This is a genomic window from Streptomyces lavendofoliae, assembly GCF_014649735.1.
Taxonomy (GTDB): Bacteria; Actinomycetota; Actinomycetes; order Streptomycetales; family Streptomycetaceae; genus Streptomyces; species Streptomyces lavendofoliae.
Map to the genome: position 1 here is coordinate 54,453 of NZ_BMTP01000015.1, position 23,497 is coordinate 77,949.

General features: G+C 73.1%; 21 protein-coding genes and 1 riboswitch. Of the genes, 6 read left to right on the top strand and 15 right to left on the bottom strand.

Annotated elements, in window-relative coordinates:
* Positions 1–7: 7 nt before the first annotated feature.
* The 3 genes from IE109_RS25675 to IE109_RS25685 form a co-directional block, all read right to left on the bottom strand.
* Positions 8–304: a DUF4193 domain-containing protein gene (locus IE109_RS25675; protein ID WP_003955561.1), complete on the bottom strand. Its 297-nt coding sequence runs from the start codon at positions 302–304 to the stop codon at positions 8–10.
* Between the two features lie 394 nt (positions 305–698).
* Positions 699–1,934 carry a sensor histidine kinase gene (locus tag IE109_RS25680; protein ID WP_189553713.1) on the bottom strand — a complete coding sequence of 412 codons (1,236 nt, stop codon included), beginning with the start codon at positions 1,932–1,934 and terminating at the stop codon, positions 699–701.
* A 4-nt stretch (positions 1,935–1,938) separates the two neighbouring features.
* Positions 1,939–2,592, bottom strand: coding sequence for a response regulator transcription factor (locus IE109_RS25685; protein ID WP_189553714.1), 654 nt, complete (start codon positions 2,590–2,592; stop codon positions 1,939–1,941).
* Between the two features lie 327 nt (positions 2,593–2,919).
* Here IE109_RS25685 and IE109_RS25690 point away from each other — a divergent pair, with 327 nt between their 5' ends.
* On the top strand, positions 2,920–3,093 hold the full coding sequence (locus tag IE109_RS25690) for a hypothetical protein (protein WP_189553715.1): 174 nt from the start codon (positions 2,920–2,922) through the stop codon (positions 3,091–3,093).
* A gap of 215 nt (positions 3,094–3,308) precedes the next feature.
* Here the strand turns inward: IE109_RS25690 and IE109_RS25695 are convergent, their stop codons facing one another.
* Together IE109_RS25695 and IE109_RS25700 are read right to left on the bottom strand one after the other, a co-directional pair.
* Positions 3,309–4,118: an inositol monophosphatase family protein gene (locus IE109_RS25695; RefSeq protein WP_189553716.1), complete on the bottom strand. Its 810-nt coding sequence runs from the start codon at positions 4,116–4,118 to the stop codon at positions 3,309–3,311.
* Between the two features lie 9 nt (positions 4,119–4,127).
* Positions 4,128–5,255 carry a ferrochelatase gene (locus IE109_RS25700; protein ID WP_189553796.1) on the bottom strand — a complete coding sequence of 376 codons (1,128 nt, stop codon included), beginning with the start codon at positions 5,253–5,255 and terminating at the stop codon, positions 4,128–4,130.
* Positions 5,256–5,414: 159 nt separating this feature from the next.
* Between IE109_RS25700 and IE109_RS25705 the strand changes: the two genes are divergently transcribed.
* Entirely contained in the window at positions 5,415–6,671 is a 1,257-nt protein-coding gene (locus IE109_RS25705; RefSeq protein WP_189553717.1) for an MFS transporter, read from the top strand.
* Positions 6,637–7,950, top strand: a complete 1,314-nt coding sequence (locus IE109_RS25710; protein ID WP_189553797.1) for a D-arabinono-1,4-lactone oxidase — start codon at positions 6,637–6,639, stop codon at positions 7,948–7,950. The genes IE109_RS25705 and IE109_RS25710 overlap by 35 nt, the downstream gene beginning before the upstream one ends.
* 6 nt (positions 7,951–7,956) lie before the next feature.
* Here the strand turns inward: IE109_RS25710 and IE109_RS25715 are convergent, their stop codons facing one another.
* Positions 7,957–8,772, bottom strand: a complete 816-nt coding sequence (locus IE109_RS25715) for a hypothetical protein (protein ID WP_189553718.1) — start codon at positions 8,770–8,772, stop codon at positions 7,957–7,959.
* Between the two features lie 466 nt (positions 8,773–9,238).
* Between IE109_RS25715 and sepH the strand changes: the two genes are divergently transcribed.
* Positions 9,239–10,282: a septation protein SepH gene (gene sepH, locus IE109_RS25720; RefSeq protein ID WP_189553719.1), complete on the top strand. Its 1,044-nt coding sequence runs from the start codon at positions 9,239–9,241 to the stop codon at positions 10,280–10,282.
* Between the two features lie 232 nt (positions 10,283–10,514).
* On the opposite strand, the gene IE109_RS25725 is transcribed toward sepH, so the two are convergent.
* Positions 10,515–11,342 carry a sulfurtransferase gene (locus IE109_RS25725; protein ID WP_189553720.1) on the bottom strand — a complete coding sequence of 276 codons (828 nt, stop codon included), beginning with the start codon at positions 11,340–11,342 and terminating at the stop codon, positions 10,515–10,517.
* Positions 11,343–11,617: 275 nt separating this feature from the next.
* On the opposite strand from IE109_RS25725, the gene IE109_RS25730 reads away from it, so the two are divergent.
* Positions 11,618–12,391 (top strand): VOC family protein, encoded by a 774-nt coding sequence (locus IE109_RS25730; RefSeq protein ID WP_189553721.1) that lies wholly within the window; start codon positions 11,618–11,620, stop codon positions 12,389–12,391.
* Here IE109_RS25730 and IE109_RS25735 read toward each other — a convergent pair.
* The 4 genes from IE109_RS25735 to IE109_RS25750 form a co-directional block, all read right to left on the bottom strand.
* A complete protein-coding gene (locus IE109_RS25735; protein WP_189553722.1) occupies positions 12,363–13,049 on the bottom strand; it encodes a thymidine kinase in 687 nt (228 codons plus the stop codon). The genes IE109_RS25730 and IE109_RS25735 overlap by 29 nt on opposite strands.
* Positions 13,050–13,094: 45 nt before the next feature.
* Positions 13,095–14,300, bottom strand: coding sequence for an alkaline phosphatase family protein (locus IE109_RS25740; protein ID WP_189553723.1), 1,206 nt, complete (start codon positions 14,298–14,300; stop codon positions 13,095–13,097).
* Positions 14,300–14,884, bottom strand: coding sequence for a DUF5998 family protein (locus IE109_RS25745; protein ID WP_189553724.1), 585 nt, complete (start codon positions 14,882–14,884; stop codon positions 14,300–14,302). Before IE109_RS25745 ends, IE109_RS25740 begins: the two co-directional genes overlap by 1 nt.
* Positions 14,885–15,047: 163 nt before the next feature.
* Positions 15,048–17,933 carry a bifunctional acetate--CoA ligase family protein/GNAT family N-acetyltransferase gene (locus IE109_RS25750; protein WP_189553725.1) on the bottom strand — a complete coding sequence of 962 codons (2,886 nt, stop codon included), beginning with the start codon at positions 17,931–17,933 and terminating at the stop codon, positions 15,048–15,050.
* A 175-nt stretch (positions 17,934–18,108) separates the two neighbouring features.
* Here IE109_RS25750 and IE109_RS25755 point away from each other — a divergent pair, with 175 nt between their 5' ends.
* A complete protein-coding gene (locus IE109_RS25755) occupies positions 18,109–18,390 on the top strand; it encodes an HPr family phosphocarrier protein (protein WP_003981826.1) in 282 nt (93 codons plus the stop codon).
* Between the two features lie 253 nt (positions 18,391–18,643).
* On the opposite strand, the gene IE109_RS25760 is transcribed toward IE109_RS25755, so the two are convergent.
* The 4 genes from IE109_RS25760 to IE109_RS25775 all read right to left on the bottom strand — a co-directional run bounded on the left by IE109_RS25760 (position 18,644) and on the right by IE109_RS25775 (position 23,464).
* Complete coding sequence (locus tag IE109_RS25760) at positions 18,644–19,354, bottom strand: GntR family transcriptional regulator (RefSeq protein WP_189553726.1); 711 nt, start codon at positions 19,352–19,354, stop codon at positions 18,644–18,646.
* Between the two features lie 204 nt (positions 19,355–19,558).
* Positions 19,559–20,347: a M23 family metallopeptidase gene (locus IE109_RS25765; protein ID WP_189553727.1), complete on the bottom strand. Its 789-nt coding sequence runs from the start codon at positions 20,345–20,347 to the stop codon at positions 19,559–19,561.
* A gap of 13 nt (positions 20,348–20,360) precedes the next feature.
* A riboswitch (cyclic di-AMP (ydaO/yuaA leader) is annotated at positions 20,361–20,524 on the bottom strand.
* Positions 20,525–20,735: 211 nt separating this feature from the next.
* Positions 20,736–22,100: a M16 family metallopeptidase gene (locus IE109_RS25770; protein ID WP_189553798.1), complete on the bottom strand. Its 1,365-nt coding sequence runs from the start codon at positions 22,098–22,100 to the stop codon at positions 20,736–20,738.
* 26 nt (positions 22,101–22,126) lie between these two features.
* On the bottom strand, positions 22,127–23,464 hold the full coding sequence (locus tag IE109_RS25775; RefSeq protein ID WP_189553799.1) for a M16 family metallopeptidase: 1,338 nt from the start codon (positions 23,462–23,464) through the stop codon (positions 22,127–22,129).
* Between the last annotated feature and the right edge of the window lie 33 nt (positions 23,465–23,497).

Here is a 23,497-nt window from a genome sequence, read left to right on the forward strand (position 1 = left end):
ACGGACCTCAGTCGCAGTCGCGGCAGATCGGCTGGCCGTTCTTCTCGCGGGCCAGCTGGCTGCGGTGGTGGACCAGGAAGCAGCTCATGCAGGTGAACTCGTCGGCCTGCTTGGGCAGCACCCGGACGGCCAGTTCCTCGTTCGAAAGGTCCGCACCGGGCAGTTCCAGGCCCTCGGCGGCCTCGAACTCGTCCACGTCGACGGTCGACGTCGACTTGTCGTTCCGCCGTGCCTTCAGCTCTTCAAGACTGTCCGAGTCGACGTCGTCGTCGGTCTTGCGTGGGGTGTCGTAATCCGTTGCCATGTCGCTCTCCCCCTCTGGGTGGTTGCGGTGTCTCCAGCGCACGTAACGCGTGAGAGGCCGGACTTGTGCCCGACCTGAGGCGGAGATTTTGCCTCACATCAAGGTCTGTTACTCAATCGACACCCAACCGGGCCCCTCGAAGGGGATCGGGTTTGGATGGCGAACGGGACCGTACACGGTCCGGAAGTCGCGCCCGACGGGCGCCACCCCGTGTACTTCCCGTGATCCCACCCCCCGGAAACCCGGACTTTTCCTGGTTTTCCGGGGGAATTCTTGATCACGGAGAGTGGATGACCGGAAACGGTTCCTTGTGATCGATCACACACGGAACTCCCGTGAAGCGGTCACGGAAATTCCGCGTGAAGCGAACACCGGGGACGGCTCGTCCGGCGTGTCACACCGGAAGCGTGACGCGCATGACGAGGCCGCCGCCCTCGCGGGGCTCCGCGATGATACGGCCCCCGTGGGCCCGCGCCACCGACCGGGCGATCGACAGGCCCAGTCCGACGCCCTTGTCGCTGCCGGTGCGCTCCTGCCGGAGCCGCCGGAACGGTTCGAAGAGGTTGTCGATCTCGTACGCCGGGACCACCGGCCCCGTGTTCGACACCACCAGCACCGCCTGGCCGGGCTGCGTGCCGGTGGTCACTTCCACCCAGCCCCCGTCGGCGTTGTACCGGACGGCGTTCTGCACCAGGTTCAGGGCGATCCGCTCCAGCAGGACGCCATTGCCCTGCACGGTGGCGGGGGCGCGCTCCCCACGGATCTCCACGCCCTTGGCCTCGGCCTCCGCCCGGGTCTGGTCGATGGCGCGCGAGGCGACCTCGGCCAGGTCCACCGGCTTGCGCTCCACGACCTCGTTGTCGCTCCGGGCGAGCAGCAGCAGGCCCTCCACGAGCTGCTCGCTGCGCTCGTTGGTGGCCAGCAGCGTCTTGCCCAGCTGGTGCAGCTCGGCCGGTGCGCCCGGGTCGGACAGGTGCACCTCCAGCAGGGTGCGGTTGATCGCCAGCGGCGTCCGCAGTTCGTGGGAGGCGTTGGCGACGAACCGCTGCTGTGCGGTGAACGCCCGCTCCAGCCGGTCCAGCATGTCGTCGAAGGTGTCGGCGAGCTCCTTCAGCTCGTCGTCCGGGCCGTCCAGCTCGATCCGGCGGGAGAGGTCGGTACCGGCCACGTTGCGGGCGGTACGGGTGATGCGGCCCAGCGGCGAGAGCACCCGGCCCGCCATCGCGTAACCGAAGGCGAAGGCGATGACGCTGAGGCCCAGGAGGGCGAAGAGCGAGCGGCGCAGCAGGTCGTCCAGGGCGTGCTGGCGCTGCTGGTTGACGCACGAGTTCATCGCCCGGTTGAACTGGTCGGGGCCGGCCTCGACCGGGAAGTTGCAGACGTTGCTCGTCACCTGACCGTTGACGATCTTGAACGGGAGTTCGCTGCCGATGTGGAGGGCCTGGGCGGCCAGCAGGTAGATGATCGACAGCAGCAGGATGCCGGCGATCAGGAACATCCCGCCGTACAGCAGCGTGAGCCGTATGCGGATCGTCGGGCGCAGCCAGGGGCGGACCGGCTCCCTGGGGTCCCAGGTCGGTTTGGGGGGCGCCTGTGGTGGCGCCGGGGTCGGCGTCGGGGTCGCGGCCACGGGATCAGATCCGGTACCCGGAACCCGGCACGGTGACGATCACCGGCGGTTCACCGAGCTTGCGGCGCAGGGTCATCACGGTGACCCGCACGACATTGGTGAAGGGGTCGGTGTTCTCGTCCCAGGCCTTCTCCAGCAGCTGCTCGGCGGAGACCACGGCTCCCTCGCTGCGCATGAGGACCTCGAGGACCGCGAACTCCTTCGGCGCCAGCTGGATCTCCCGGCCGTCCCGGAAGACCTCGCGCCGGTTCGGGTCGAGCTTGATCCCGGCCCGCTCCAGGACGGGCGGCAGCGGCACCGTCGTACGCCGCCCCAGCGCCCGGACCCGGGCCGTCAGCTCGCTGAACGCGAACGGCTTGGGGAGGTAGTCGTCGGCGCCGATCTCCAGGCCCTCCACCCGGTCGCTGACGTCACCGGACGCGGTGAGCATCAGGACGCGGGTGGGCATGCCGAGGTCGACGATCTTGCGGCATACGTCGTCGCCGTGGACGAGCGGCAGATCGCGGTCGAGGACGACCACGTCGTAGTCGTTGACCCCGATGCGCTCCAGGGCTGCCGCCCCGTCGTACACGACGTCGACGGCCATGGCCTCCCGGCGCAGACCGGTGGCGACGGCATCGGCGAGCAGTTGCTCGTCCTCGACGACGAGTACGCGCACAGGTGGTTCCTTCCTCCGAGCCCGGTCCCGGGCAGTACCTCGCACTGACTGTGCGTGTCCATCCTGCCCCGTACGCGCGTAAACCGGCGGTAAGGCGACCTGTGACGGGAGGGAGACGCTGTGCGGCGGTACGGGAATCAACGGAATTCGCGCAGCAGTTGAGGTTTCCGTGAGGAAGCCCTTGGGGAGGACGACTGCACACCCGAGATCACGCCCCGTATGTGGCGCGCCACAAAAATCGCTCTGTCCCCCAGAGGTGCTGTGCGTGATCGAACGACAACCCTCGGCACACCCCCGTGCCACCGACCCATGACGAGGGGGCGCACGATGGACGCTTTCACCGCAGGACTGCTGCAGCGCATAAGGACCACGGAGACCGACCTCACTCGGGCTCGCGAGACGGGAGACGACTTCCTGGCCGATGTCGAGCAGGCTGAGCTCGACGACCTGCGCCGCCTCGCGGCGGAGCACGGCGTGGAGGTCAGCACCGCAATGGCCTGATCCCGGGCACGGCCGAGGCCCCGGCGGACCCGCGAGCACCTGCGGGCCGGCCGGGGCCTTTCGCATGCCGCTCCGGGCGCGTGACCGGACACGGGGCCCGGCCGACGGGGCCCGGCCGACGGGGCCCGGCGGACGCGGGACGGGCGGACGCGGGACGGGCCCGCGTGGCCGCGGAAGGGGCCCGTGGCGGGCCGGAGCGGTGGTGGAGGCCCCCGCTAGTCGTGCCAGGCGCCGAAGTCCTCCAGGAGGGCCTGGAGCGGTTCGAAGACTCCCGGCGGCGCCGCCACCGCCAGTTCGCCCGTCGGCGGCGTCCCCGGCCGGCCGCCGGTCAGAGCGCCGGCCTCGCGGGCGATCAGGGCCCCGGCCGCCAGGTCCCAGGGGCTGAGCCCCCGCTCGTAGTACCCGTCCAGGCGGCCGGCCGCGACGTCGCACAGGTCGGTCGCGGCCGAGCCGCCGCGCCGGATGTCGCGGAGCCGGGGGATCAGGCGCTGCGCCACGTCGGCCTGGTGGGCACGGACCTCGGCCACGTAGTTGAAGCCGGTCGAGACCAGGGCCTGGTCCAGCGGCGGGGCGGGCCGGCAGCGGATGGGCCGGTCACCGAGGAACGCGCCGCCCCCGAGGACCGCGCGGAACGTCTCGCCGCGCATCGGCACCTCGACGACCCCGACGAGGGTCTCGCCGTCCCGCTCGGCGGCGATGGACACCGCCCAGGTCGGCAGGCCGTACAGGTAGTTGACCGTGCCGTCGAGCGGGTCGACGACCCAGCGGACACCGCTCACGCCCTCCGCGGCGGCTCCCTCCTCGCCGAGGAGCCCGTCGTCGGGGCGGTGTTCCGCGAGGAAGTCGGTGATCAGCTTCTCGGCGGCGATGTCCATCTCGGTGACGACGTCGATCGGGCTCGACTTGGTCGCCGCGACTCCGAGGTCGGCCGGGCGGCCGTCGCGCAGCAGGGCACCGGCACGGCGGCCTGCCTCCAGGGCCAGGTCGAGGAGCTCGCTCAGGAGCGGGTCACGCGGGTCGGTCACGGCGTCTCCTCAGGCGTACGGGCTGTCGGCACCGGCGGCCGCCGGCCGCGCGGTACGGGCCGGGCAGCATCCGGCGGGGCACAGGTCGTGCGACGCGCCGAGGGCGCCCAGCGCGCAGCGCTCCACCGCCGCGCCGCGCTCGGCCGCCGCGCGCTCCAGGACCAGGTCGCGGACGGCCGCCGCGAAGCGCGGGTCGTCGCCCACGGTCGCCGAGCGGCGCACCGGGAGGCCCAGCTCGGCGGCCTTGGCGGTGGCCTCGGTGTCCAGGTCGTACAGGACCTCCATGTGGTCCGAGACGAACCCGATCGGGACCATGACGACCGCCGGCGCCCCGGCGGCGTGCACGGCCTCCAGGTGGTCGCAGATGTCCGGTTCCAGCCAGGGGATGTGCGGGGCGCCGCTGCGGGACTGGTAGACGAGCTCCCAGGGGTGCTCGACGCCCGTCTCGTCCCGGACGGCGTCGGCGACGAGCCGGGCGACGTCCAGGTGCTGCCTCACGTACGCGCCGCCCTCGCCGTGCTCCCCCGCCGGTCCGGAGGCGTCGGCGGCCGACGTCGGAATGGAGTGCGTGGTGAAGGCCAGGTGGGCGCCCGCGCGGACGGACTCGTCGAGCTTGGCCAGGGACGTCAGGACGCCCTCGACCATGGGCCGGACGAAGCCGGGGTGGTTGAAGTAGTGCCTCAGCTTGTCGACCCGGGGCAGCGGCCGGCCCTCCGCCTCCAGCGTGGCGAGCGCGTCCGCCAGGTTCTCGCGGTACTGACGGCAGCCGGAGTACGAGGCGTAGGCGCTGGTGGCGAGCACCGCGATCCGGCGGTGGCCGTCGGCGACCATCTCGCGCAGCGTGTCGGTGAGGTACGGCGCCCAGTTCCGGTTGCCCCAGTACACGGGCAGGTCGAGGCCGGCGTCCGCGAAGTCCTTGCGCAGCGCGGCGAGCAGCGCGCGGTTCTGGTCGTTGATCGGGCTGACGCCGCCGAAGAGGAAGTAGTGCTGCCCCACTTCCTTGAGGCGCTCCTTGGGGATGCCCCTGCCCCTGGTCACGTTCTCCAGGAACGGGACCACGTCGTCGGGGCCCTCGGGACCGCCGAAGGAGAGCAGCAGCAGGGCGTCGTACGGGGTGGGATCGCGCTGATCGGACACGGGGTCGGCCATGGCATCGGACATGGGATCGATCCTGCCACCCGGGTCGGACAGCCGGGAAACCGCCGTGCGCCGTCACCCTTTCGGACGTAACCTGTGCAGACTGCCCATACGCCTTACGCCACGCGCGCCCTACGCCATCCCGGCCGGAGTACCACCTTGCCCAGTCCCTACCGCGCGATCTTCTCCGCTCCCGGCACCGTGGGGTTCTCCACCGCCGGCTTCCTCGGCCGCATGCCGCTGGCCATGATGGGCATCGGCATCGTCACGATGATCTCGCAGGTCACCGGCCGCTACGGCTTGGCCGGCGCGCTCTCCGCGACGCTCGCCGTCTCCGCCGCCGTGCTCGGCCCGCAGGTCTCCCGGATGGTCGACCGGTACGGGCAGCGGCGGGTGCTGCGCCCGGCCACCCTGGTCACCGTCGTGGCCGTGGCGGGGCTGCTGGTCTGTGCCCAGCAGGAGCTGCCGGAGTGGACGCTGTTCGTCTTCTCGGCGGCCGCCGGCTCGGTGCCGAGCATCGGCGCCATGACCAGGGCCCGGTGGGCGACGATCTACCGCGGCTCGCCGCGTGAGCTGCACACCGCGTACTCCTTCGAGTCGATCATCGACGAGGTGTGCTTCATCTTCGGGCCGATCATCTCCATCGGGCTGTCGACCGTGTGGTTCCCGGAGGCGGGCCCGCTGCTGGCGGCCGTCTTCCTGGCGGTCGGCGTGTGGTGGCTGACCGCTCAGCGCGCGACCGAGCCGAAGCCCCACCCGGTCGAGCAGCACTCCGGCGGTTCGGCGCTGCGGTCCCCGGGCCTCCAGGTGCTGGTGGCCGCGTTCGTCGCCACCGGCACGATCTTCGGCGCGGTGGACGTGGTGACGGTGGCGTTCGCCGAGGAGGAGGGCCACAAGGCGGCGGCCAGCCTGGTGCTGGCGGTGTACGCGCTGGGCTCCTGCGCGGCCGGTGCCGTCTTCGGGCTGCTGCACCTCAAGGGTGAGCCGTCGCGCCGTTGGGTCGTGGGCGTGTGTGCGATGGCCGTGAGTATGATCCCCCTCCAACTGGCCGGGAGCCTGCCGTTCCTGGCCGTGGCGCTCTTTGTCGCGGGCCTTGCCATCGCGCCGACGATGGTGACGACCATGGCCCTCGTCGAGACCCACGTACCGCGCACCAAACTGACCGAGGGCATGTCCTGGACGGGTACCGGGCTCGCGGTCGGCGTGGCGCTCGGCTCCTCGGCCGCCGGCTGGGTGGTCGACGCCCACGGGGCGGCCGCGGGGTACGCGGTGCCCGGCATCGCGGGAGTGCTCGCGGCCCTGGTGGCGTTCCTGGGGTACCGCCGGCTGCGCAGGCCGGTGCCGACGCGGGAGGGGCAGCGTGAGCGGGACTCTCAGGGCTCTGCGGAGCCGAAGCGAGAAGGACACGTGGCGTAACTGGGCGGGGACCGTGACCGCCAGGCCGGTACGGGAGGCCCGTCCGGCTTCCGTGCGGGAGCTGGTGGACACGGTGCGGTCCGCCGCCCGGGAGGGCCTGCGGGTCAAGACGGTCGGTACGGGCCATTCGTTCACGTCCATCGCCGCGACCGACGGCGTGCTGGTCCGTCCTGACCTGCTGACCGGCATACGCCGGATCGACCGGCGCGAGATGACCGTGACGGTGGAGTCGGGCACTCCGCTGAAGCGGCTGAACGTGGCCCTGGCCCGGGAGGGCCTGTCGCTCACGAACATGGGCGACATCATGGAGCAGACCGTGGCGGGCGCCGTCAGCACCGGTACGCACGGTACGGGCCGGGACTCGGCCTCGATCGCCGCGCAGGTCAGGGAGCTGGAACTGGTCACCGCGGACGGCCGGGTGCTGACCTGCTCCGAGAAGGAGAACCCCGAGGTCTTCGCGGCCGCCCGGACAGGGCTGGGCGCCCTGGGGATCGTCTCGGCCCTCACCTTCGCCGTGGAGCCGGTCTTCCTGCTCACCGCGCGCGAGGAACCCATGTCCTTCGACCGGGTCACCTCGGAGTTCGACGCGCTCCACGCGGAGAACGAGCACTTCGAGTTCTACTGGTTCCCGCACACCGGCAACTGCAACACCAAGCGCAACAACCGCAGCGCTGGTCCGCCGGCGCCGCCCGGCCGGGTCAGCGGCTGGCTGGAGGACGAGTTCCTGTCCAACGGCCTGTTCCAGGTGGTGAACTCGCTCGGCCGGGCGGTGCCCGCGACCGTCCCCGCCATCGCCCGGGTCTCCAGCCGGGCGCTGTCCGCGCGCACCTACACGGACGTCCCCTACAAGGTCTTCACCAGCCCGCGCCGGGTGCGGTTCGTGGAGATGGAGTACGCGCTGCCGAGGGAGACGGCGGTCGACGCCCTGCGCGAGCTGAAGGCGATGATCGACCGGTCGCCGTTGCGCGTCAGCTTCCCCGTGGAGGTGAGGACGGCGCCCGCCGACGACATCACGCTCTCCACGGCCTCGGGCCGCGACACCGCGTACATCGCGGTGCACATGTACAAGGGCACGCCGTACCGCTCGTACTTCACGGCGACGGAGCGGATCATGACGGCCCACGGCGGGCGGCCGCACTGGGGCAAGCTGCACACCCGGGACGCGGCGTACTTCGCGGAGGTCTACCCGCGCTTCGGGGAGTTCACCGCGCTGCGTGACCGCCTGGACCCGGACCGGGTGTTCGGCAACGACTACCTGCGGCGGGTCCTGGGCGCCTGACCGCGCTCACCCGGTCGGCCCGTCCGCGGAGGGCGCCGCGGCGGGCGGCGTGGGGGTCGGGGTGGGCGCCGGCGCCGTCGGATCCGGGGGCGGGGCCGGCGTGGGGTCCGTGGGGTCGGCCGGGTCCGGCGCCGGGGTCGCGCTACCGGTGTCGCCGTCCCCTCCGGAGTCCTGGCCACCCGGTCGAGGCGTCGGCTGCCGTGACGGGTCGTGATCGTCCCCGTGCTGCTCCGGGCTCCCGTCCGGGCTCTGCCCCCGGCGCTGTTCCGGGTGGGTGGGCGACGGGGTGGTGGCCGGCCGGTGCCCGGAGTCGCCGCCCCGTACGACGCCACTGATGGTGGTCCCCCTGCCGCCGCTGAAGTCCTGACCGGACATCAGCTCGTACGCGGTGATGCCCGCCATGGCCAGGACGAAGACGAGCGCGGCCGCTATCGCCGAACGTTTCCGGCCACGGACCCGCGTGCCGTACACCGTGGCCTCGCCGAACTCCCTCCGGAGGCCCGGCCGCTCCTCCGCGCGGCGGCCGCGCCGGGTCCGACCGACCGGTACCGCGACCTCGCGTACCCGCTCCCCCGTGCTCCTGAACATGTGCTGGAGGACCGACCCCCCGCACGTGGCGATGACGCTGATCACACCGGCGCCCAGGACAGTGCCGTACACGCCCATCTTGGCGGCGAGTTTGGCGGCGACGACGGCCGCGACGGCGCTCCCCGCGACCTGGGCGGCGTTCAGGTCGAGCCGCCTCCTCTTCTCCCTTGCCCCTTCTGTGCCGGTATTACGCGTGTACACCTTCTCGACCGTTTCCCTCTTCGATTCACCCATCCGTACCAGCATGCATGGAGAAGAGACCTTTGGGCGAAGTGAATGGTTCCACTTCAGGGAATTGTGTGAAGGTCGCCACGTATGACGGCCGTTCAGGGAATCCAACTGCCGTACCCGGGGAGAACTTCGACGGCGCGCCGGTCCACCCAGGTGGCCCGAATGGAGTACTGTGGCGAGCCCTGGGCCCCGATCCCTTTCGGGCGTCCGGGACCAACGGGAGGGGGCCGAAAACGGCACTCGTTCCGGCGGCGCCGCAGCACCGCACGGCGACCTGCCGCCCGGGATGACCACGACGGTCACTCTGAGTGGCGAACAGGTAACCGTGCCATAACGGCGTTCCAGGGCCCACGCCCGACACGCCGGGCAACTCGGCAAGGTTGTGGCAGGCTGCACCCGGGCAGGCCACACTCGACTAGCGGAAGCAGCGACGCAGGTGACGTCGGCAGGCACCACCCGGGAGGTCCCCATGCCCGAACTGCGTGTCGTGGCCGTCTCCAATGACGGCACACGACTGGTGCTGAAGGCTGCTGACAACACGGAGTACACGCTTCCGATCGACGAGCGGCTGCGCGCCGCCGTGCGCAACGACCGTGCCCGCCTCGGCCAGATCGAGATCGAGGTGGAGAGCCACCTCCGCCCCCGCGACATCCAGGCGCGTATACGCGCCGGAGCCTCCGCAGAGGAGGTCGCCCAGCTCGCGGGCATCCCCGTCGAGCGGGTGCGCCGCTTCGAGGGCCCCGTCCTCGCGGAGCGCGCCTTCATGGCCGAGCGGGCCAGGAAGACCCCGGTGCGCCGGCCCGGCGAGAACACCGGTCCGCAGCTGGGCGAGGCGGTCCAGGAGCGGCTGCTGCTGCGCGGTGCCGACAAGGACACGGTGGTGTGGGACTCCTGGCGCCGCGACGACGGCACATGGGAAGTCCTGCTGGTCTACCGCGTCGCGGGTGAGGTCCACTCGGCGAGCTGGACGTACGACCCGCCCCGCCGGCTGGTGCAGGCGGTGGACGACGAGGCGCGCGCGCTGATCGGTGAGACCGACGACGCGGTGGCCGTCCAGGAGCCGAGCTTCCCGTTCGTCCCGCGGATCGCGCGCCTGCCGCGCGACCGCCCGCTGGACCGCGCCCTGGACCGGCAGATCGACCGCCCGGCTCCCGTCCCGGCTCCCGAGCCGGAGGAGGAGCCCGAGCGCGACTCGCTGACCAGCCTGCTGGAGGCGGTGCCGAGCTTCCGGGGCGACATGGTGGTGCCCGAACGCCCGGTGACCGACCCCGCGGTGGCCGAGCCCGTCCAGGACCCCGACGCGGAGGAGCCCCCGGCTCCCGCCGCCTCGGCGGGCGCCGGTTCGGCGTACGCGGACGTGCTGATGCCCCGCGCGGTGAGCGGTCACCGCGACCGGCTCACGGGTACGACCGACCGCCAGGCGGAGGCGGACGGCGTCCGGCCGGGGCGGCGGGCGGCGGTCCCGAGCTGGGACGAGATCGTATTCGGCACCCGCCGCAAGAAGCAGGAGTAGCGGCGGGCTCGACCGCCGGGTGCGCCGGGCGGGTCGCGTCCCGTCCGGTGGCGCATCCCTGGACCCGGCACCGGCCGGGCGCCGGTGCCGGGACGGTTCATGCCGGGTTTCCGTACGGTGCCTGACCGCTCGTGCGGCCGCGAGCCTCGGTGCCGCACGTCCCGCTCCGGTGGGGGCGGGACGGCGACGACCGGTCGGGCGGACGGGGTGGCGGGGCGCGCCACGCTCTGGGCTAGCCCCGGGCGGCGCCCGTGGCGACCGGGCGGCTCGGGTCGGACGACCACTCCGACCAGGAACCCGCGTACAACGCCGCCCGGATGCCCACGATCTCCAGGGCCAGCACTTCGTGCGCGCCGGAGACACCCGAGCCGCAGTACACGCCGACCTCCGACGCGTCGGCCGCGCCCAGCGCCTTGAAGCGGGCCGCCAGTGCCTCGGCCGGCAGGAACCGGCCGTTCTCGTCGACGTTCTCCGTCGTCGGGGCCGACGCCGCGCCCGGGATGTGGCCGCCCACGGGATCGATCGGCTCCACCTCGCCCCGGTACCGCTCCCCCGCCCGCGCGTCAAGCAGCAGGCCACCGCGCGCCAGCGCCGCCGCCCCGTCCGCGTCCAGCAGCGGGAGGGCGCCCGGCTCGGGCGTGAAGTCGCCGGGCACCGGCGTGGGCGTGTCGGTCGTCAGCTCGCCCCGCCAGGCGGCGAGGCCACCGTCCAGCACCCGTACGTCCGGGTGCCCCGCCCAGCGCAGCAGCCACCACGCGCGGGCGGCCGCCCACCCCTGGCCGCCGTCGTGGACCACGACCGGCCAGTCGGCGCGCACACCCGCGCGGCGCATCACCGCGCCGAACTCCGCCACGTCCGGCAGCGGGTGCCGGCCGCCCCGACCGGGCGGGCCCGCCAGCTCCGTGTCGAGATCGACGTACACCGCACCCGGGATGTGCCCCGCTTCGTAGGCCGGCCTGCCGGGAGGGCCGCCGAGCTGCCACCGGACGTCCAGGAGGACCGGAGGGCGCGCTCCGGCCAGCTCGTCGGCGAGTTCTGCTGCCGAGATGATGGGGTTCATGACGCCATCCTCGCGCAGAAGCGGGCGTGACGGGCGGACGGGCCATTCCTGAGGTCCCGCCGGGGGGTGAGGCATCGATTTTCCGGGCATCCTCTCGCGGAATCGCGCCGATCCACGGCGCGGCCGGGACGCACCGCGCGGTCGGCGGTGCGAGCATCTGACGGGGCGTGGAGCCGGTCCGCGGCTGGTGGCGGAACCGCGCCGGCGCCCCGAACCGGCGCGGCGCACGCCCGGTCCCCGTACGGCCACGACGATGGTCCGAGGAGAGAGTGACGATGACCGAGGCGACTCGGCACGAACCCGGTACACCCTGCTGGGTGAGCTTGATGGTGCATCGCCTTGACGCGACGCAGGAGTTCTACGGGGAGCTGTTCGGCTGGAGGTTCGAACCCGGCCCGCAACTGCTGGGCCCGTACGTCCGCGGGCTCCTCGGCGGCAGGGACGTGGCGGGCATCGGCCGGCTGCCCGCCGACCGGGACCTGTCGCCCGCCTGGACGCCGTATCTCGCGACGGACGACGCGGACGAGACCGCCGAGGCGATCCGGTGCAGCGGCGGCACGGTGGCCGTCGGTCCGCTCACCGCCGCCGACGCGGGGCGGCTGGTGATCTGCTCCGATCCCGCGGGGGCGGTCTTCGGGGTCTGGCAGGCCGCCGCGCACCTCGGCGGCGCCGTCGTGGGCAACCCCGGCACGCCCGCGTGGAACGAGCTGCTGACGCGGGAGACGGAGTCGGTCAGCAAGTTCTACAAGACGGTGTTCGGGTACGAGCTGGACCCGGTCGTCTCGGCCGAACCCGATGTGGTGATGCTGAAGGTCGGCGAGCGGCCGGTCGCATCCCTGCACGGCATGGGCGCTTCCCTGCCGCGCGACCGGGGCGCCCACTGGATGACCTGGTTCGAGGTGGCGGACACCGATGCCGCCGCGCGCCGGGTGACCGAGCTGGGCGGTCAGGTGCTGCTGGCGCCGCGCGACGAACCCGCCGGCCGGCTGGCGACCGTGGCGGACCCGGAGGGCGCCGTCTTCACGATCGTACGGTCGGCCGGTCGCTGAACTCCTCGGCCGGCACCGGCAGCACGTCCGGGGAGAGGGCCGCGGCACGGGCGGTGGCGGCCGTCATCCGGCGCCGGTGGTGGCGGCGGCAGAGCACCTCGTACCCGACCTCGCCGACCTCGTCGCCGGCGTTGACGTCGCCCACCACGACCTGGGCGCCCTCGACGACCATCTCGCCCCCGACGGTGCGCGCGTTGTGCGTGGCGCGCGCTCCGCACCAGCACAGCGCCTCGACCTGGAGCACCTCGACGCGGTCGGCGAGTTCGACGAGGCGCTGCGAGCCGGGGAACAGCTTGGAGCGGAAGTCGGTGGTGATGCCGAAGGCGAAGACGTCCAGTTCGAGGTCGTCGACGACGCGGGCGAGCTGGTCGATCTGCTCGGGCGCGAGGAACTGGGCCTCGTCCGCGATCACGTAGTCGCAGCGGCCGCCCTTGGAGAGGTGGCCGACCAGGTAGGCGTAGAAGTCGAAGCCCTCGGCGGCCTCGACGGCGTCGGTGACCAGGCCGAGGCGGGAGGAGAGCTTGCCCGCGCCGGCCCGGTCGTCACGGGTGAAGATCATGCCCTGGAGTCCGCGCGCGGAGCGGTTGTGTTCGATCTGCAGAGCGAGGGTGCTCTTTCCACAGTCCATGGTTCCGGAGAAGAACACCAGCTCGGGCATGGGGAAGTGACGACCTTTCGGGTCAGGGCGCGGTGGGGGCGGGGCTTACGAACGTACTTCGAGGAGCGGTACGAGCTGCTCCAGGGGGGTCATCGAGCCGTGCATGCCGACCATGGCGGACTCGTTCGGCTCGTTGACGGACGCCGTGATGACCACGTCGTCGCAGGCGGCGGCGATGACGTCGCCGATCCTGCCGTGGACGCGCTCGTCGATCCTCGGGCCGAACCAGCCGGCGGCGATCGCCTCGTCGCGGCTCGCCACCCAGAACTGCTCGCCGAGCACCTCGCGCCAGCAGGCCAGTACGTCCGACTCGGCTCCCGGCACCGCGTAGACGTGCCGGGCCCTGCCCTCGCCGCCGAGCAGGGCGACTCCGGCGCGCAGCTCCCAGTCCTCGTCGAAGTCGATGCGGGACCGCTCGTCGAACGGGATGTCGATCATGCCGTGGTCCGCGGTGACGTACAGCGCGGAGCGGGGCGGGAGCTGCTCGGCGAGGCGCTGGACGAGCCGGTCCACGCACATGAGCTGGCCGCGCCAGGCGTCGGAGTCGACGCCGAAACGGTGGCCGCTGCCGTCGACCTCGCTGTAGTACGTGTAGACGAGCGACCGGTCCCCGGCGGCCAGCTGCCCGGCGGCCAGGTCCATCCGCTCCTCGCCGGTGAGCCGGCCGTGAAACGTTCCGCCACTGAGCGCGACCTTGGTCAGGGGCGTGTCCCGGAAGGTCGGGGAGGACACCTGCGCGGTGTGGACGCCGACGGTGTCGGCGAGCTGGAAGACCGTCGGGTGGGGCTGCCAGGCGTGCGGCGGTGTCCAGGGCTTCCAGCGCAGCTGGTTCATCAGCTCGCCGGTCGCGGGGTCACGGACGGTGTAGCCCGGCAGGCCGTGCTCGCCGGGCGGGCGTCCGGTGCCGACCGAGGCGAGGGAGGTCGCGGTGGTGGCGGGGAACCCGGCGGTGATCGGCCGTCCGGTGCCGCCCCGGGAGCTGCCGAGGAGGGAGGCCAGGTAGGGGGCCTCGTCGGGATGGGCCTTGATCTGCTCCCAGCCGAGGCCGTCGATCAGGAACACGCAGGTGCGGTCGGCGGGCGTCAGCTCGGCGATGCGGTGCTCGAAGCCGGGCACGCCGAGGCCGGCGGCGATGGTGGGCAGCAGGTCCGCGAGGGAGCCGGAGCCGTACTCGGGGACGGGCGCGGTGTCGAGGGCGAGCGGCTCCGGTTCGTCGGGCCAGGCCGACGCCGTGTGCGCGGGCTGGGCCATCAGCGGGTGGCCGCGGTGGCTTCGGACAGCGCCTGGGCGAAGGCGAGGGCCTGGCGCACCGTCTCGGGGCCGTCGCCGGCCTCGCTGACGCGCAGGCTCAGGTCGTCGGCCGTGGAGTTGCCGGTGTAGCCGTGGTCGGCGTCGCAGTTCGGGTCGCCGCACGCGGCGGGCTCCAGGTCGATCCGGGAGACGGCGCCCCAGCCGATGGTGAGGACGACCTCGCGCGGCAGGGTGCCGGGGGTGTACGACTCCGGGTTGGCGACGACACGGCTGAGGACGACGGACGAGATCCGGCCGAGCTTGACCGACTCGGTGGAGGTCGTCGCGTACGGCGTCGGGGAGCTGGTGTCGGCGTTCTGCTCGTCGGTGTGGCTGACGATGAAACGGGTGTTCGTCAGGACGAGCACCGTGACGTGCCGGCGCACCTCGTTGGCGTCGAAGGTGGTCTCCTGGTGGACCAGGTACGACGCGATCGGCTCCCCGCCGACGGCGGCCTCCACCGCCTCGGCCACGAGGGCCGGGTAGTAGCCGCTGCGCTCGATCGCCGCGCGCAGCCCCTGGGTCGTCGTACCGGTCTTCGCCATGGGCTCCATCCTACGGGGGCGCGGTGACTGCGCGGGACGCTCGGCAGCCGGGCAGGTGACCGGCCGCGGCGCTCGGCGGGGGGTCGGCGGGCGAAGGCGGTGGCGGGCGGGTGCGGTGGGGGGCGGGGCGGTGGGGCCCGGCCGGCGGCGCGGCGGTGGGGGGTCAGTAGCTGGGGAGCCTGCGCGGGCCGAGGTCGGTCCGGGCGGGGGCCGGGGCGAGCCGGACGGTGGCGCCCAGGACGGACAGGCCGCGCGGGGCGACGACCACCGGTTCCAGACCGACGGCGACGATCTCCGGATGGTCGTCCACCAGCCGGGACACCCGGAGCAGCAGTTCTTCCAGGGCGGCGGTGTCGACGGGCGCGGACCCGCGCCAGCCGAACAGGAGCGGGGCGGTGCGGATGGAGCGGATCTGTTCCGCGACGTCCCGGTCGGTGGCGGGGACCAGACGGTGGGCGGTGTCGCCCAGCAGCTCGGAGGGCGCGCCCGCGAGGCCGAACGACAGCACGGCGCCGACGGCCGGGTCGATCGCGGCGCGTACGACGGTGTCGACGCCGCGCGGGACCATGGCCTGGATCACCGGCTGGAGTTCCTCGGGCCCGCCGAGGGTCTCGGTCAGCTCGGCGTACGCGGTGCGCAACTGCTCCTCGGTGGCCAGGTCGAGGCGTACGCCGCCGAGGTCGGGGCGGTGGCGGAGGTGGGGGGCGGTGGTCTTGAGGGCGACGGGGTACCCGAGGCCGGCGGCTGCGCGGACCGCCTCGTCCGGCGTGGGCGCCGGCAGCGTGGGGCGTACGGCGATGCCGTAGCGCCCGAGCAGCTCGTGGGCGGCGTCGGGGGCGAGGGTGACGCCCCGCTCGTCGACGTCCCGCGCGAGGGTCCGTTCGATCTGCGCGGCTGCTCCCGCCTCGTCGATGCCCTCGTACTCGGGGACCCGCCCGGGGTCGGCGATCTGGCGCCGCCACTGCCCGTACCTGACGGCCTCGGCCAGCGCACGGACGGCCCGCTCGGCGGCCGGGTACGCCGGGATGCGGTACCCGCCGCCGGGAGCGCCGGGTGCGGGGGCCGCGTCGGGGCCGGGGGCCTGCGTGGCCGCGGCGCCGGCGGTCGCGCCGGGAGCGGCGGCTGCCCGCGCCGCCGGAGCGCCGGGGCCGGCCGGCGCCCTCGGCGGGGCGGCGGGCGCCGTACTGGTGGCCGCGGCCAGGGCGTCGGCGAGGGCTCCCATCTCCACGTGGACCACCAGCACCGGCTTGGCCGGCGCCTCCGCGGCGGCGGCCCGCAGCGCCTCGGCCAGGACCTCGCCGTCGCCGGACTCGGTGGCCCCGCTCTCCCCCACCCAGGGGATCGCATTGACCACGACCGCGTCGCACGCGTCGTCCCTGAGGGCTTCCGCGAGCGCGGTGCGGAAGTCCTCCGGCGTGGCCGCCGTCGTCAGGTCGCGGGGCCGCCGGGGGCGGAGCCCCTCCGTGAGGCAGGCGTCGTACGTCAGCAGGCCGAGCGACTCCGAATTGCCGAGGATCGCGACGCGCGGGCCCGCCGGGAGCGGCTGCCCGGCCAGGAGCAGGCCGGCGTCGACCAGTTCGGTGACCGTGTCGACGCGGATCACGCCCGCCTGCCGCAGCAGCGCGGAGACCGTGGTGTGCGGGACGCGGGTGACCGGTACGGCGTGACCGGGGGGCGCGCTGCCGCTGTGCCGGGCGCCCTTGACCACGACGACCGGCTTCACCGCCGCGGTGCGCCGGGCGAGCCTGGTGAACTTGCGCGGGTTGCCGATGGACTCCAGGTAGAGCAGGACGACGTCGGTGTCGGGGTCGTCGTACCAGTGCTGGAGGAAGTCGTTGCCCGACACGTCCGCGCGGTTGCCCGCCGAGATGAAGGACGACAGGCCGGCGCCGCGCCGGTGCAGCCCGGACAGCAGGGCGATGCCGATGGCGCCGGACTGGGTGAACAGGCCGATCCGCCCGGCCGCCGGGGGGTGCGGCGCGAGCGAGGCGTTGAGCCGCACACCGGGCGCGGTGTTGATGATCCCGAACGCGTTGGGGCCGATGATCCGCATGCCGTACGAGCGGGCCTGGCGCACCAGTTCCCGCTGGCGGTCCCGGCCCGCGGCGCCCTGTTCGGCGTAGCCGGCGGTCAGCACGACCAGACCCTGCACGTCGTGCTCGCCGCAGTCGGCGACGGCCTCCGGCACCCGCTCCGCCGGTACGGCGACGACGGCGAGGTCGACGGGTTCGCCGATGTCGGCGACGGAGCGGAAGGCGGGCACCCCGTCCAGCGTGGTCGTCGTGTCGGGCAGGGCGTGGTTCACGGCGTAGGCACGGCCCGTGTAACCGGCGTCCAGGAGGTTGCGCAGGACCGTGCGGCCGACTCCGCCGGGGGCGCGGCCGGCGCCGATGACCGCCACGGAGCCGGGGGCGAGGAGCCGCTGCACGGACCGGGCCTCGGCGCGCTGCTCGCGGGCGCGCTGGACGGCGAGGGACCGGTCGGTGGGCTCCAGGTCGAGGTGGAGGCGGACGGCGCCGTCCTCGAAGCTGCGCTTCTGGGTGTAGCCGGCGTCCGTGAACACTTTGATCATCTTGTTGTTGGCGGGCAGCACCTCGGCGGCGAACCGCCGGATGCCGCGCTCGCGGGCGACGGCGGCGATGTGCTCCAGCAGCGCCGACGCGACGCCCCGCCCCTGGTGGGCGTCCTGGACGAGGAAGGCCACCTCCGCCTCGTCGGCCGGGGCGCTCGCGGGCAGGCCCCGCGCGTTGATCCGGTCGTAACGGACGGTGGCGATGAACTCGCCGCCGATGGTGGCGGCGAGCCCCACCCGGTCCACGTAGTCGTGGTGGGTGAAGCGGTGCACGTCCTTGGCGGAGAGCCGGGGGTAGGGTGCGAAGAACCGGTAGTACTTCGACTCGTCCGAGACCTGTTCGTAGAAGCTGACCAGGCGTTCGGCGTCATCCGTGGTGATCGGCCTGATCCGCGCGGTGCCGCCGTCCCGCAGCACGACGTCGGCCTCCCAGTGGTCGGGGTACACGTGTTCCGGCTGATCCGACGGGGTCCGCATGGGCCCAGGGTACGGTGCGGGCGCCCGGTCGCGGAGGTGCTGTGGACAACGCTGGGTGAGGCCGGCCGACCGGCCGTGACGGCCCTGTGGCGGCCGGTTCGAGCACCCCGTGGGACATGAGAGACTGGATTCGACAACTGGTCTAGACAACCGCCGAGACTCGAAGGGCAACACCATGGCTGAGCGCCGCGTCAACGTCGGCTGGGCCGAGGGCCTGCACGCCCGCCCCGCCTCCATCTTCGTCCGTGCCGCCACGGCCTCCGGCGTCCCCGTGACGATCGCCAAGGCCGACGGCAACCCGGTCAACGCCGCCTCGATGCTCGCGGTGCTGGGCCTGGGCGCGCAGGGCGGCGAGGAGATCGTGCTCGCTTCGGACGCGGAGGGCGCGGACGCCGCCCTGGACCGTCTGGCGAAGCTGGTCGCCGAGGGTCTCGAGGAGCTCCCCGAGACGGTCTGACCGTCCGGTCGCGCCACCGCCTCACCGCCGAGCCGTACCCCCCGCACACCGGGTGGTACGGCTTTGCTGTTTCCCACCCGCCCGCGGCCCGCCGCCGGCATCGCGGCGCTCACAAAAACGACGGGGTTTCCGGAGGTCGTGTCGCAGCAGTTCCCGTCGGCGGAATCGGCGGAAGCGCGAGGCGGGGCGCCCCTTTTCAGGCAGGCGGAATTCCGCGGCGGAAATCGCCCCTTCTTTGTATACGGGACCGCTGTTAATTGCGGACGCTCGCGGTGTTTACGCGATGTTGCGAAGTCCTCACCGCGCCCCCCGCCGGCCGGGCCGCCGGGACCGGCCGCTCCATCCGCCGCAGCCGGTGCGCGGAGAGCGCGTGCTCCACGTGGAGGGTGGTGAGCGCGCGGGCCCGCTCCGCGTCGCCCCGGGCCACGGCGTCGACGATCGCGCCGTACTCCGCCCACACCTCGGCCGGCCGGGCGGGCTGGTCGACCACGTACATCCAGGCGATCTTGTGGCGCAGCTGGGTCAGCAGCGCCGTCAGCGCGGGGCTGCCGGACGCCTGGGCGAGCGTCTCGTGGAACCAGCCGCCCAGCGAGCGCACGTCCTCCCCCTGGCCGCGCCGGGCCCGGTCCTGGCCCAGCCTGACCAGCCCCCTCAGCACCTTGAGGTGGGCGTCGGTCCGGCGCTGGGCGGCGCGTGCGGCGCCCAGCGGCTCCAGCAGCGTCCGCATCTCCAGCAGATCGGCGGCCTCCTGCTCGGTGGGCTCGGCGACGCACGCCCCGACATGACGGCGGGTGGTGACGAACCCCTCCGACTCCAGGGTGCGCAGCGCCTCGCGGACCGGCACGCGCGAGACGCCGTAGCGGCGGGCCAGCTGCTCCTCGGTGAGCCGGCTGCCGCACGCGAACACGCCGGTGACGATGTCGTCGCGGATCGCCGTGCATACCGAGTGCGCGGGAATGCGCATACCAGAACCCCCACCTTAATCCGCGCGAAACTCAGCCGATCGACCCTTGTTGAGTGACTCTATTGCAGAGGGCGGCGCTTTCCGACAGCCACCGGGAATCCATGGAGTTCTTTTTGGCCAGAAGTCCTGCGACGGAAGGCCCCGGCACGCCGAAGGCCCCGGTTCGCGGCACGAACCGGGGCCTTCGGTGACGGGCGTGAGGGGTCAGATGCTGACGCCGTGGGAGCGGAGGTACGCGAGGGGGTCGATGTCCGAGCCGTAGTCGGCGCTCGCGCGGGCCTCGAAGTGCAGGTGCGGCCCGGAGGAGTTGCCGGTGGAACCGGACAGGCCTATCTGCTGGCCGGGCATCACGGTCTGGCCGGCCGAGACGCTGACGGAGGAGAGGTGGCCGTACTGGGTGTAGGTGCCGTCGTTCATGCGGATCACGACGTTGTTGCCGTACGCGCCGCCCCAGCCGGCCTCGACGACGGTGCCCGCGCCCACGGAGACCACCTGGGAGCCGGAGGCGGCGTGGAAGTCGATGCCCGTGTGGCTGCCGGAGGACCACATGGCGCCGCCGGTCTGGTAGCCGGTGCTGACGTAGCTGCCCGCGATCGGCGGCTGGAAGGCGTTCAGCCGCTTGCGCTCGGCCTCGCGGTCGGCGCGCTCCTTGGCCTCCCGGGCGGCCTCCACCCGGATCTCGGCCCGGCGCTTGGCCTCCGCCTCCGCCTTCGCCTGGGCGGCCGCCTTGGCCGCGGCCTCCTGGGCCTCAAGCTCCTGGGCCTCGGCCTGGGCGTCGATCTGCTCGGCCAGCGTGTCCGTGATGACCGCCTGGTTGAGGCCGGTGTCCTCGAGCGAGCCGGGAGCGGCGTCCGGGGCGGCGGCGAGAGCCGGGGAAGCGAGGGTTCCGATGACGCCGGTGGTGGCGAGGGCCGCGACTCCGGCGACGTGCGCGCTCTTGCGGCTCAGACGGCTCGGGGCACGGTGCTTCCCGGTGGCACGGGTGAACGCCATGAAGTGGCTGATCCTTTCCTTCCTTCTCGCCTACCGGGTTAGCTGACGGGTTCGGAGCAGGAAGGTCTCCTACGGGCCCCTCCGCACGGGTGCGAAGGCGTCCGATTCACCCCAGGGACTGCGTGGGTCCCCGGCTCCCCAGGCTCGCGCCTGACGGGGACTCGGCGATGGCTGCCCGGTGCCGCGGATGCGACGGGTACCGGTCGGACAGCGCATCAGACGCTAAGCGGCCGATCTTTCAATCACCAAACAGACACGGTTTTTTGTAGCGCACGCCACACCGCAGACACTGAATCTCCCCAACAAACCGGACATATGGCGGGGCCCCGGTACCGAACGGTACCGGGGCCCCGCGAGGCGCCCGCCCGGGAGGACGAGGTCGCGTCAATCAGCCGGTGACCACGGTCACTTCGCCGATCCCGAGAGCCTCCACGGGCTCCTTGATCCGCGTCGCGTCGCCGACGAGGACCGTGACCAGACGGTCCGTCGGGAAGGCGTTGACGACCGCCGCGGTGGCCTCCACGGTGCCCGTCTCCGCCAGCCGCGCGTACAGCTGGGCCTGGAAGTCGTCCGGGAGGTGCTGCTCGACCTGGTCGGCGAGGGTGCCCGCGACGGAGGCGGCCGTCTCGTACTTGAGCGGGGCGACGCCCACCAGGTTCTGCACGGCCGTCTCGCGCTCGGCGTCGGTCAGGCCCTCGGCGGCGAGGGTGCGCAGCACCTTCCACAGGTCGTCCAGGGCGGGGCCGGTGTTCGGGGTGTCCACCGAGCCGCTGATGGCGAGCATGGCGGCGCCGCCGTCGGGGCCGGAGCGCAGCACCTGCCCGAAGGCCCGTACGCCGTAGGTGTAGCCCTTCTCCTCGCGCAGGACCTTGTCCAGGCGGGAGGTGAGGGTGCCGCCCAGGCAGTAGGTGCCCAGCACCTGGGCCGGCCACACCCGGTCGTGCCGGTCGGCGCCGATACGGCCGATGAGCAGCTGCGTCTGCACCGCGCCGGGGCGGTCGACGATGACCACGCGGCCGGTGTCGTCCGCCGTCACGGGCGGGACGGGGCGCGGCGCGGCCGTGTCGCCGGTCCAGGTCCCCAGGGTGTCCGCGAGGACCGCGTCGAGGTCGACGCCGGTGAGGTCGCCGACGACCACCGCGGTGGCGGTCGCGGGCCGTACGTGGGCCTCGAAGAAGGCGCGTACGGCCGCGGAGTCGATGCCCGCGACGGTCGCCTCGGTGCCCTGGCGGGGGCGCGACATGCGCGAGGTGGCCGGGAACAGCTCCTTGGAGAGCTGCATCGCGGCCCGGCGGCCGGGATTGGCGATCTCGTGCGGGATCTCGTCGAGCCGGTTGCGGACCAGGCGCTCGATCTCGCTGTCGGCGAAGGCGGGGGCCCGCAGCGCCTCGGCGACCAGCCCGAGGGCCTTGGAGAGGCGGGAGACCGGCACTTCGAGGGAGATCCGGACACCGGGGTGGTCGGCGTGCGCGTCAAGGGTGGCGCCGCAGCGCTCCAGCTCGGCGGCGAACTCCTCCGCCGAGTGCTTGTCGGTGCCCTCGGACAGGGCCCGCGCCATGATCGTGGCGACGCCGTCGAGGCCCTCGGGCTCGGCCTCCAGGGGGGCGGCGAGGAAGATCTCGACGGCCACGACCTGCTGGCCGGGGCGGTGGCAGCGCAGGACCGTCAGGCCGTTGTCGAGGGTGCCGCGGTCGGGGGCGGGGAAGGCCCACGGCTTGGCGGTCCCGGGCCGGGGCTGCGGGTGGAACTCCATGGACGTCAGGGACACAGCTGCGTCGCTCACTGGTCGGCCCCCTCTTCTTCCTGCTCGCTGTGGGCGGTGCCGGTGGGTTCGTAGACCAGCACCGCGCGGTTGTCGGGGCGCAGGCGGGCCTGGGCGACCGCCCGCACCTCCTCGGCGGTGACGTCCAGGACGCGCTGGACGGCGGTCAGGGCCAGCTGCGGGTCGCCGAACAGCACGGCGTACCGGCACAGTTCGTCGGCCCGGCCGGCGACCGTGCCGAGCCGGTCCAGCCACTCGCGCTCCAGCTGGGCCTGGGCGCGCTCCATCTCCTCGGCCGTGGGGCCCTCGGCGGCGAACCGGGCCAGCTCGTCGTCGACGGCCGACTCGATGTCGGGCACCTCCACGCCCGCGGACGTCTTGACGTCCAGCCAGCCCAGGGAGGGCGCACCGGCCAGGCGCAGCAGGCCGAAGCCGGCCGCGACGGCCGTGCGGTCGCGGCGCACCAGGCGGTTGTGCAGCCGCGACGACTCGCCGCCGCCCAGCACGGTGAGGGCGATGTCTGCGGCGTCGCACTCGCGCGTGCCGTCGTGCGGGAGCCGGTAGGCGGCCATCAGGGCGCGGGCCGGGACCTCCTCCTCGACCACCTCGCGCAGCTGCTCGCCGATGATCTCGGGCAGCGTCCCGTCGCGCGGCGGCTGCTTGCCGTCGTGGGAGGGGATGGAGCCGAAGTACTTCTCGATCCAGGCGAGCGTCTGCTCCGGGTCGATGTCGCCGACGACCGACAGGACGGCGTTGTTGGGCGCGTAATACGTACGGAAGAAGTGCCGCGCGTCCTCGAGGGTGGCGGCGTCCAGGTCGGCCATGGAGCCGATCGGGGTGTGGTGGTAGGGGTGGCCCTCGGGGTAGGCGAGGGCGGTCAGCCTCTCGAAGGCGGTGCCGTAGGGAACGTTGTCGTACCGCTGGCGGCGCTCGTTCTTGACGACGTCCCGCTGGTTCTCCATGGACTCGTCGTCGAGCGCGGCGAGCAGGGAGCCCATCCGGTCGGCTTCCAGCCACAGCGCCAGCTCCAGCTGGTGGGCGGGCATGGTCTCGAAGTAATTGGTCCGCTCGAAACTGGTCGTGCCGTTCAGCGAGCCGCCGGCGCCCTGCACCAGTTCGAAGTGGCCGTTGCCCTGGACCTGCTTCGAGCCCTGGAACATCAGGTGCTCGAAGAGGTGGGCGAGACCGGTGCGGCCCTCGACCTCGTGGCGTGAGCCGACGTCGTACCAGAGGCAGACCGCGGCGACCGGGGTCAGGTGGTCCTCGGAGAGCACCACGCGCAGGCCGTTGGCCAGGCGGTGCTCGGTCGCTGTCAGGCCGCCGGAGCCGGCCTGGGCTGTGGCCGTGTGACCCATGGGCATGTACGTCCCTTCGATCGCTTGATGAAA

Coding starts and splice junctions, on each gene's coding strand:
- IE109_RS25675 (WP_003955561.1), bottom strand. CDS start 304: ATGGCAACGGATTACGACACCCCACGCAAGACCGACGACGACGTCGAC.
- IE109_RS25690 (WP_189553715.1), top strand. CDS start 2,920: ATGGACGCTTTCACCGCAGGACTGCTGCAGCGCATAAGGACCACGGAG.
- IE109_RS25715 (WP_189553718.1), bottom strand. CDS start 8,772: ATGGGTGAATCGAAGAGGGAAACGGTCGAGAAGGTGTACACGCGTAAT.
- sepH (WP_189553719.1), top strand. CDS start 9,239: ATGCCCGAACTGCGTGTCGTGGCCGTCTCCAATGACGGCACACGACTG.
- IE109_RS25725 (WP_189553720.1), bottom strand. CDS start 11,342: ATGAACCCCATCATCTCGGCAGCAGAACTCGCCGACGAGCTGGCCGGA.
- IE109_RS25730 (WP_189553721.1), top strand. CDS start 11,618: ATGACCGAGGCGACTCGGCACGAACCCGGTACACCCTGCTGGGTGAGC.
- IE109_RS25735 (WP_189553722.1), bottom strand. CDS start 13,049: ATGCCCGAGCTGGTGTTCTTCTCCGGAACCATGGACTGTGGAAAGAGC.
- IE109_RS25740 (WP_189553723.1), bottom strand. CDS start 14,300: ATGGCCCAGCCCGCGCACACGGCGTCGGCCTGGCCCGACGAACCGGAG.
- IE109_RS25745 (WP_189553724.1), bottom strand. CDS start 14,884: ATGGCGAAGACCGGTACGACGACCCAGGGGCTGCGCGCGGCGATCGAG.
- IE109_RS25750 (WP_189553725.1), bottom strand. CDS start 17,933: ATGCGGACCCCGTCGGATCAGCCGGAACACGTGTACCCCGACCACTGG.
- IE109_RS25755 (WP_003981826.1), top strand. CDS start 18,109: ATGGCTGAGCGCCGCGTCAACGTCGGCTGGGCCGAGGGCCTGCACGCC.
- IE109_RS25760 (WP_189553726.1), bottom strand. CDS start 19,354: ATGCGCATTCCCGCGCACTCGGTATGCACGGCGATCCGCGACGACATC.
- IE109_RS25765 (WP_189553727.1), bottom strand. CDS start 20,347: ATGGCGTTCACCCGTGCCACCGGGAAGCACCGTGCCCCGAGCCGTCTG.
- IE109_RS25770 (WP_189553798.1), bottom strand. CDS start 22,100: ATGGAGTTCCACCCGCAGCCCCGGCCCGGGACCGCCAAGCCGTGGGCC.
- IE109_RS25775 (WP_189553799.1), bottom strand. CDS start 23,464: ATGGGTCACACGGCCACAGCCCAGGCCGGCTCCGGCGGCCTGACAGCG.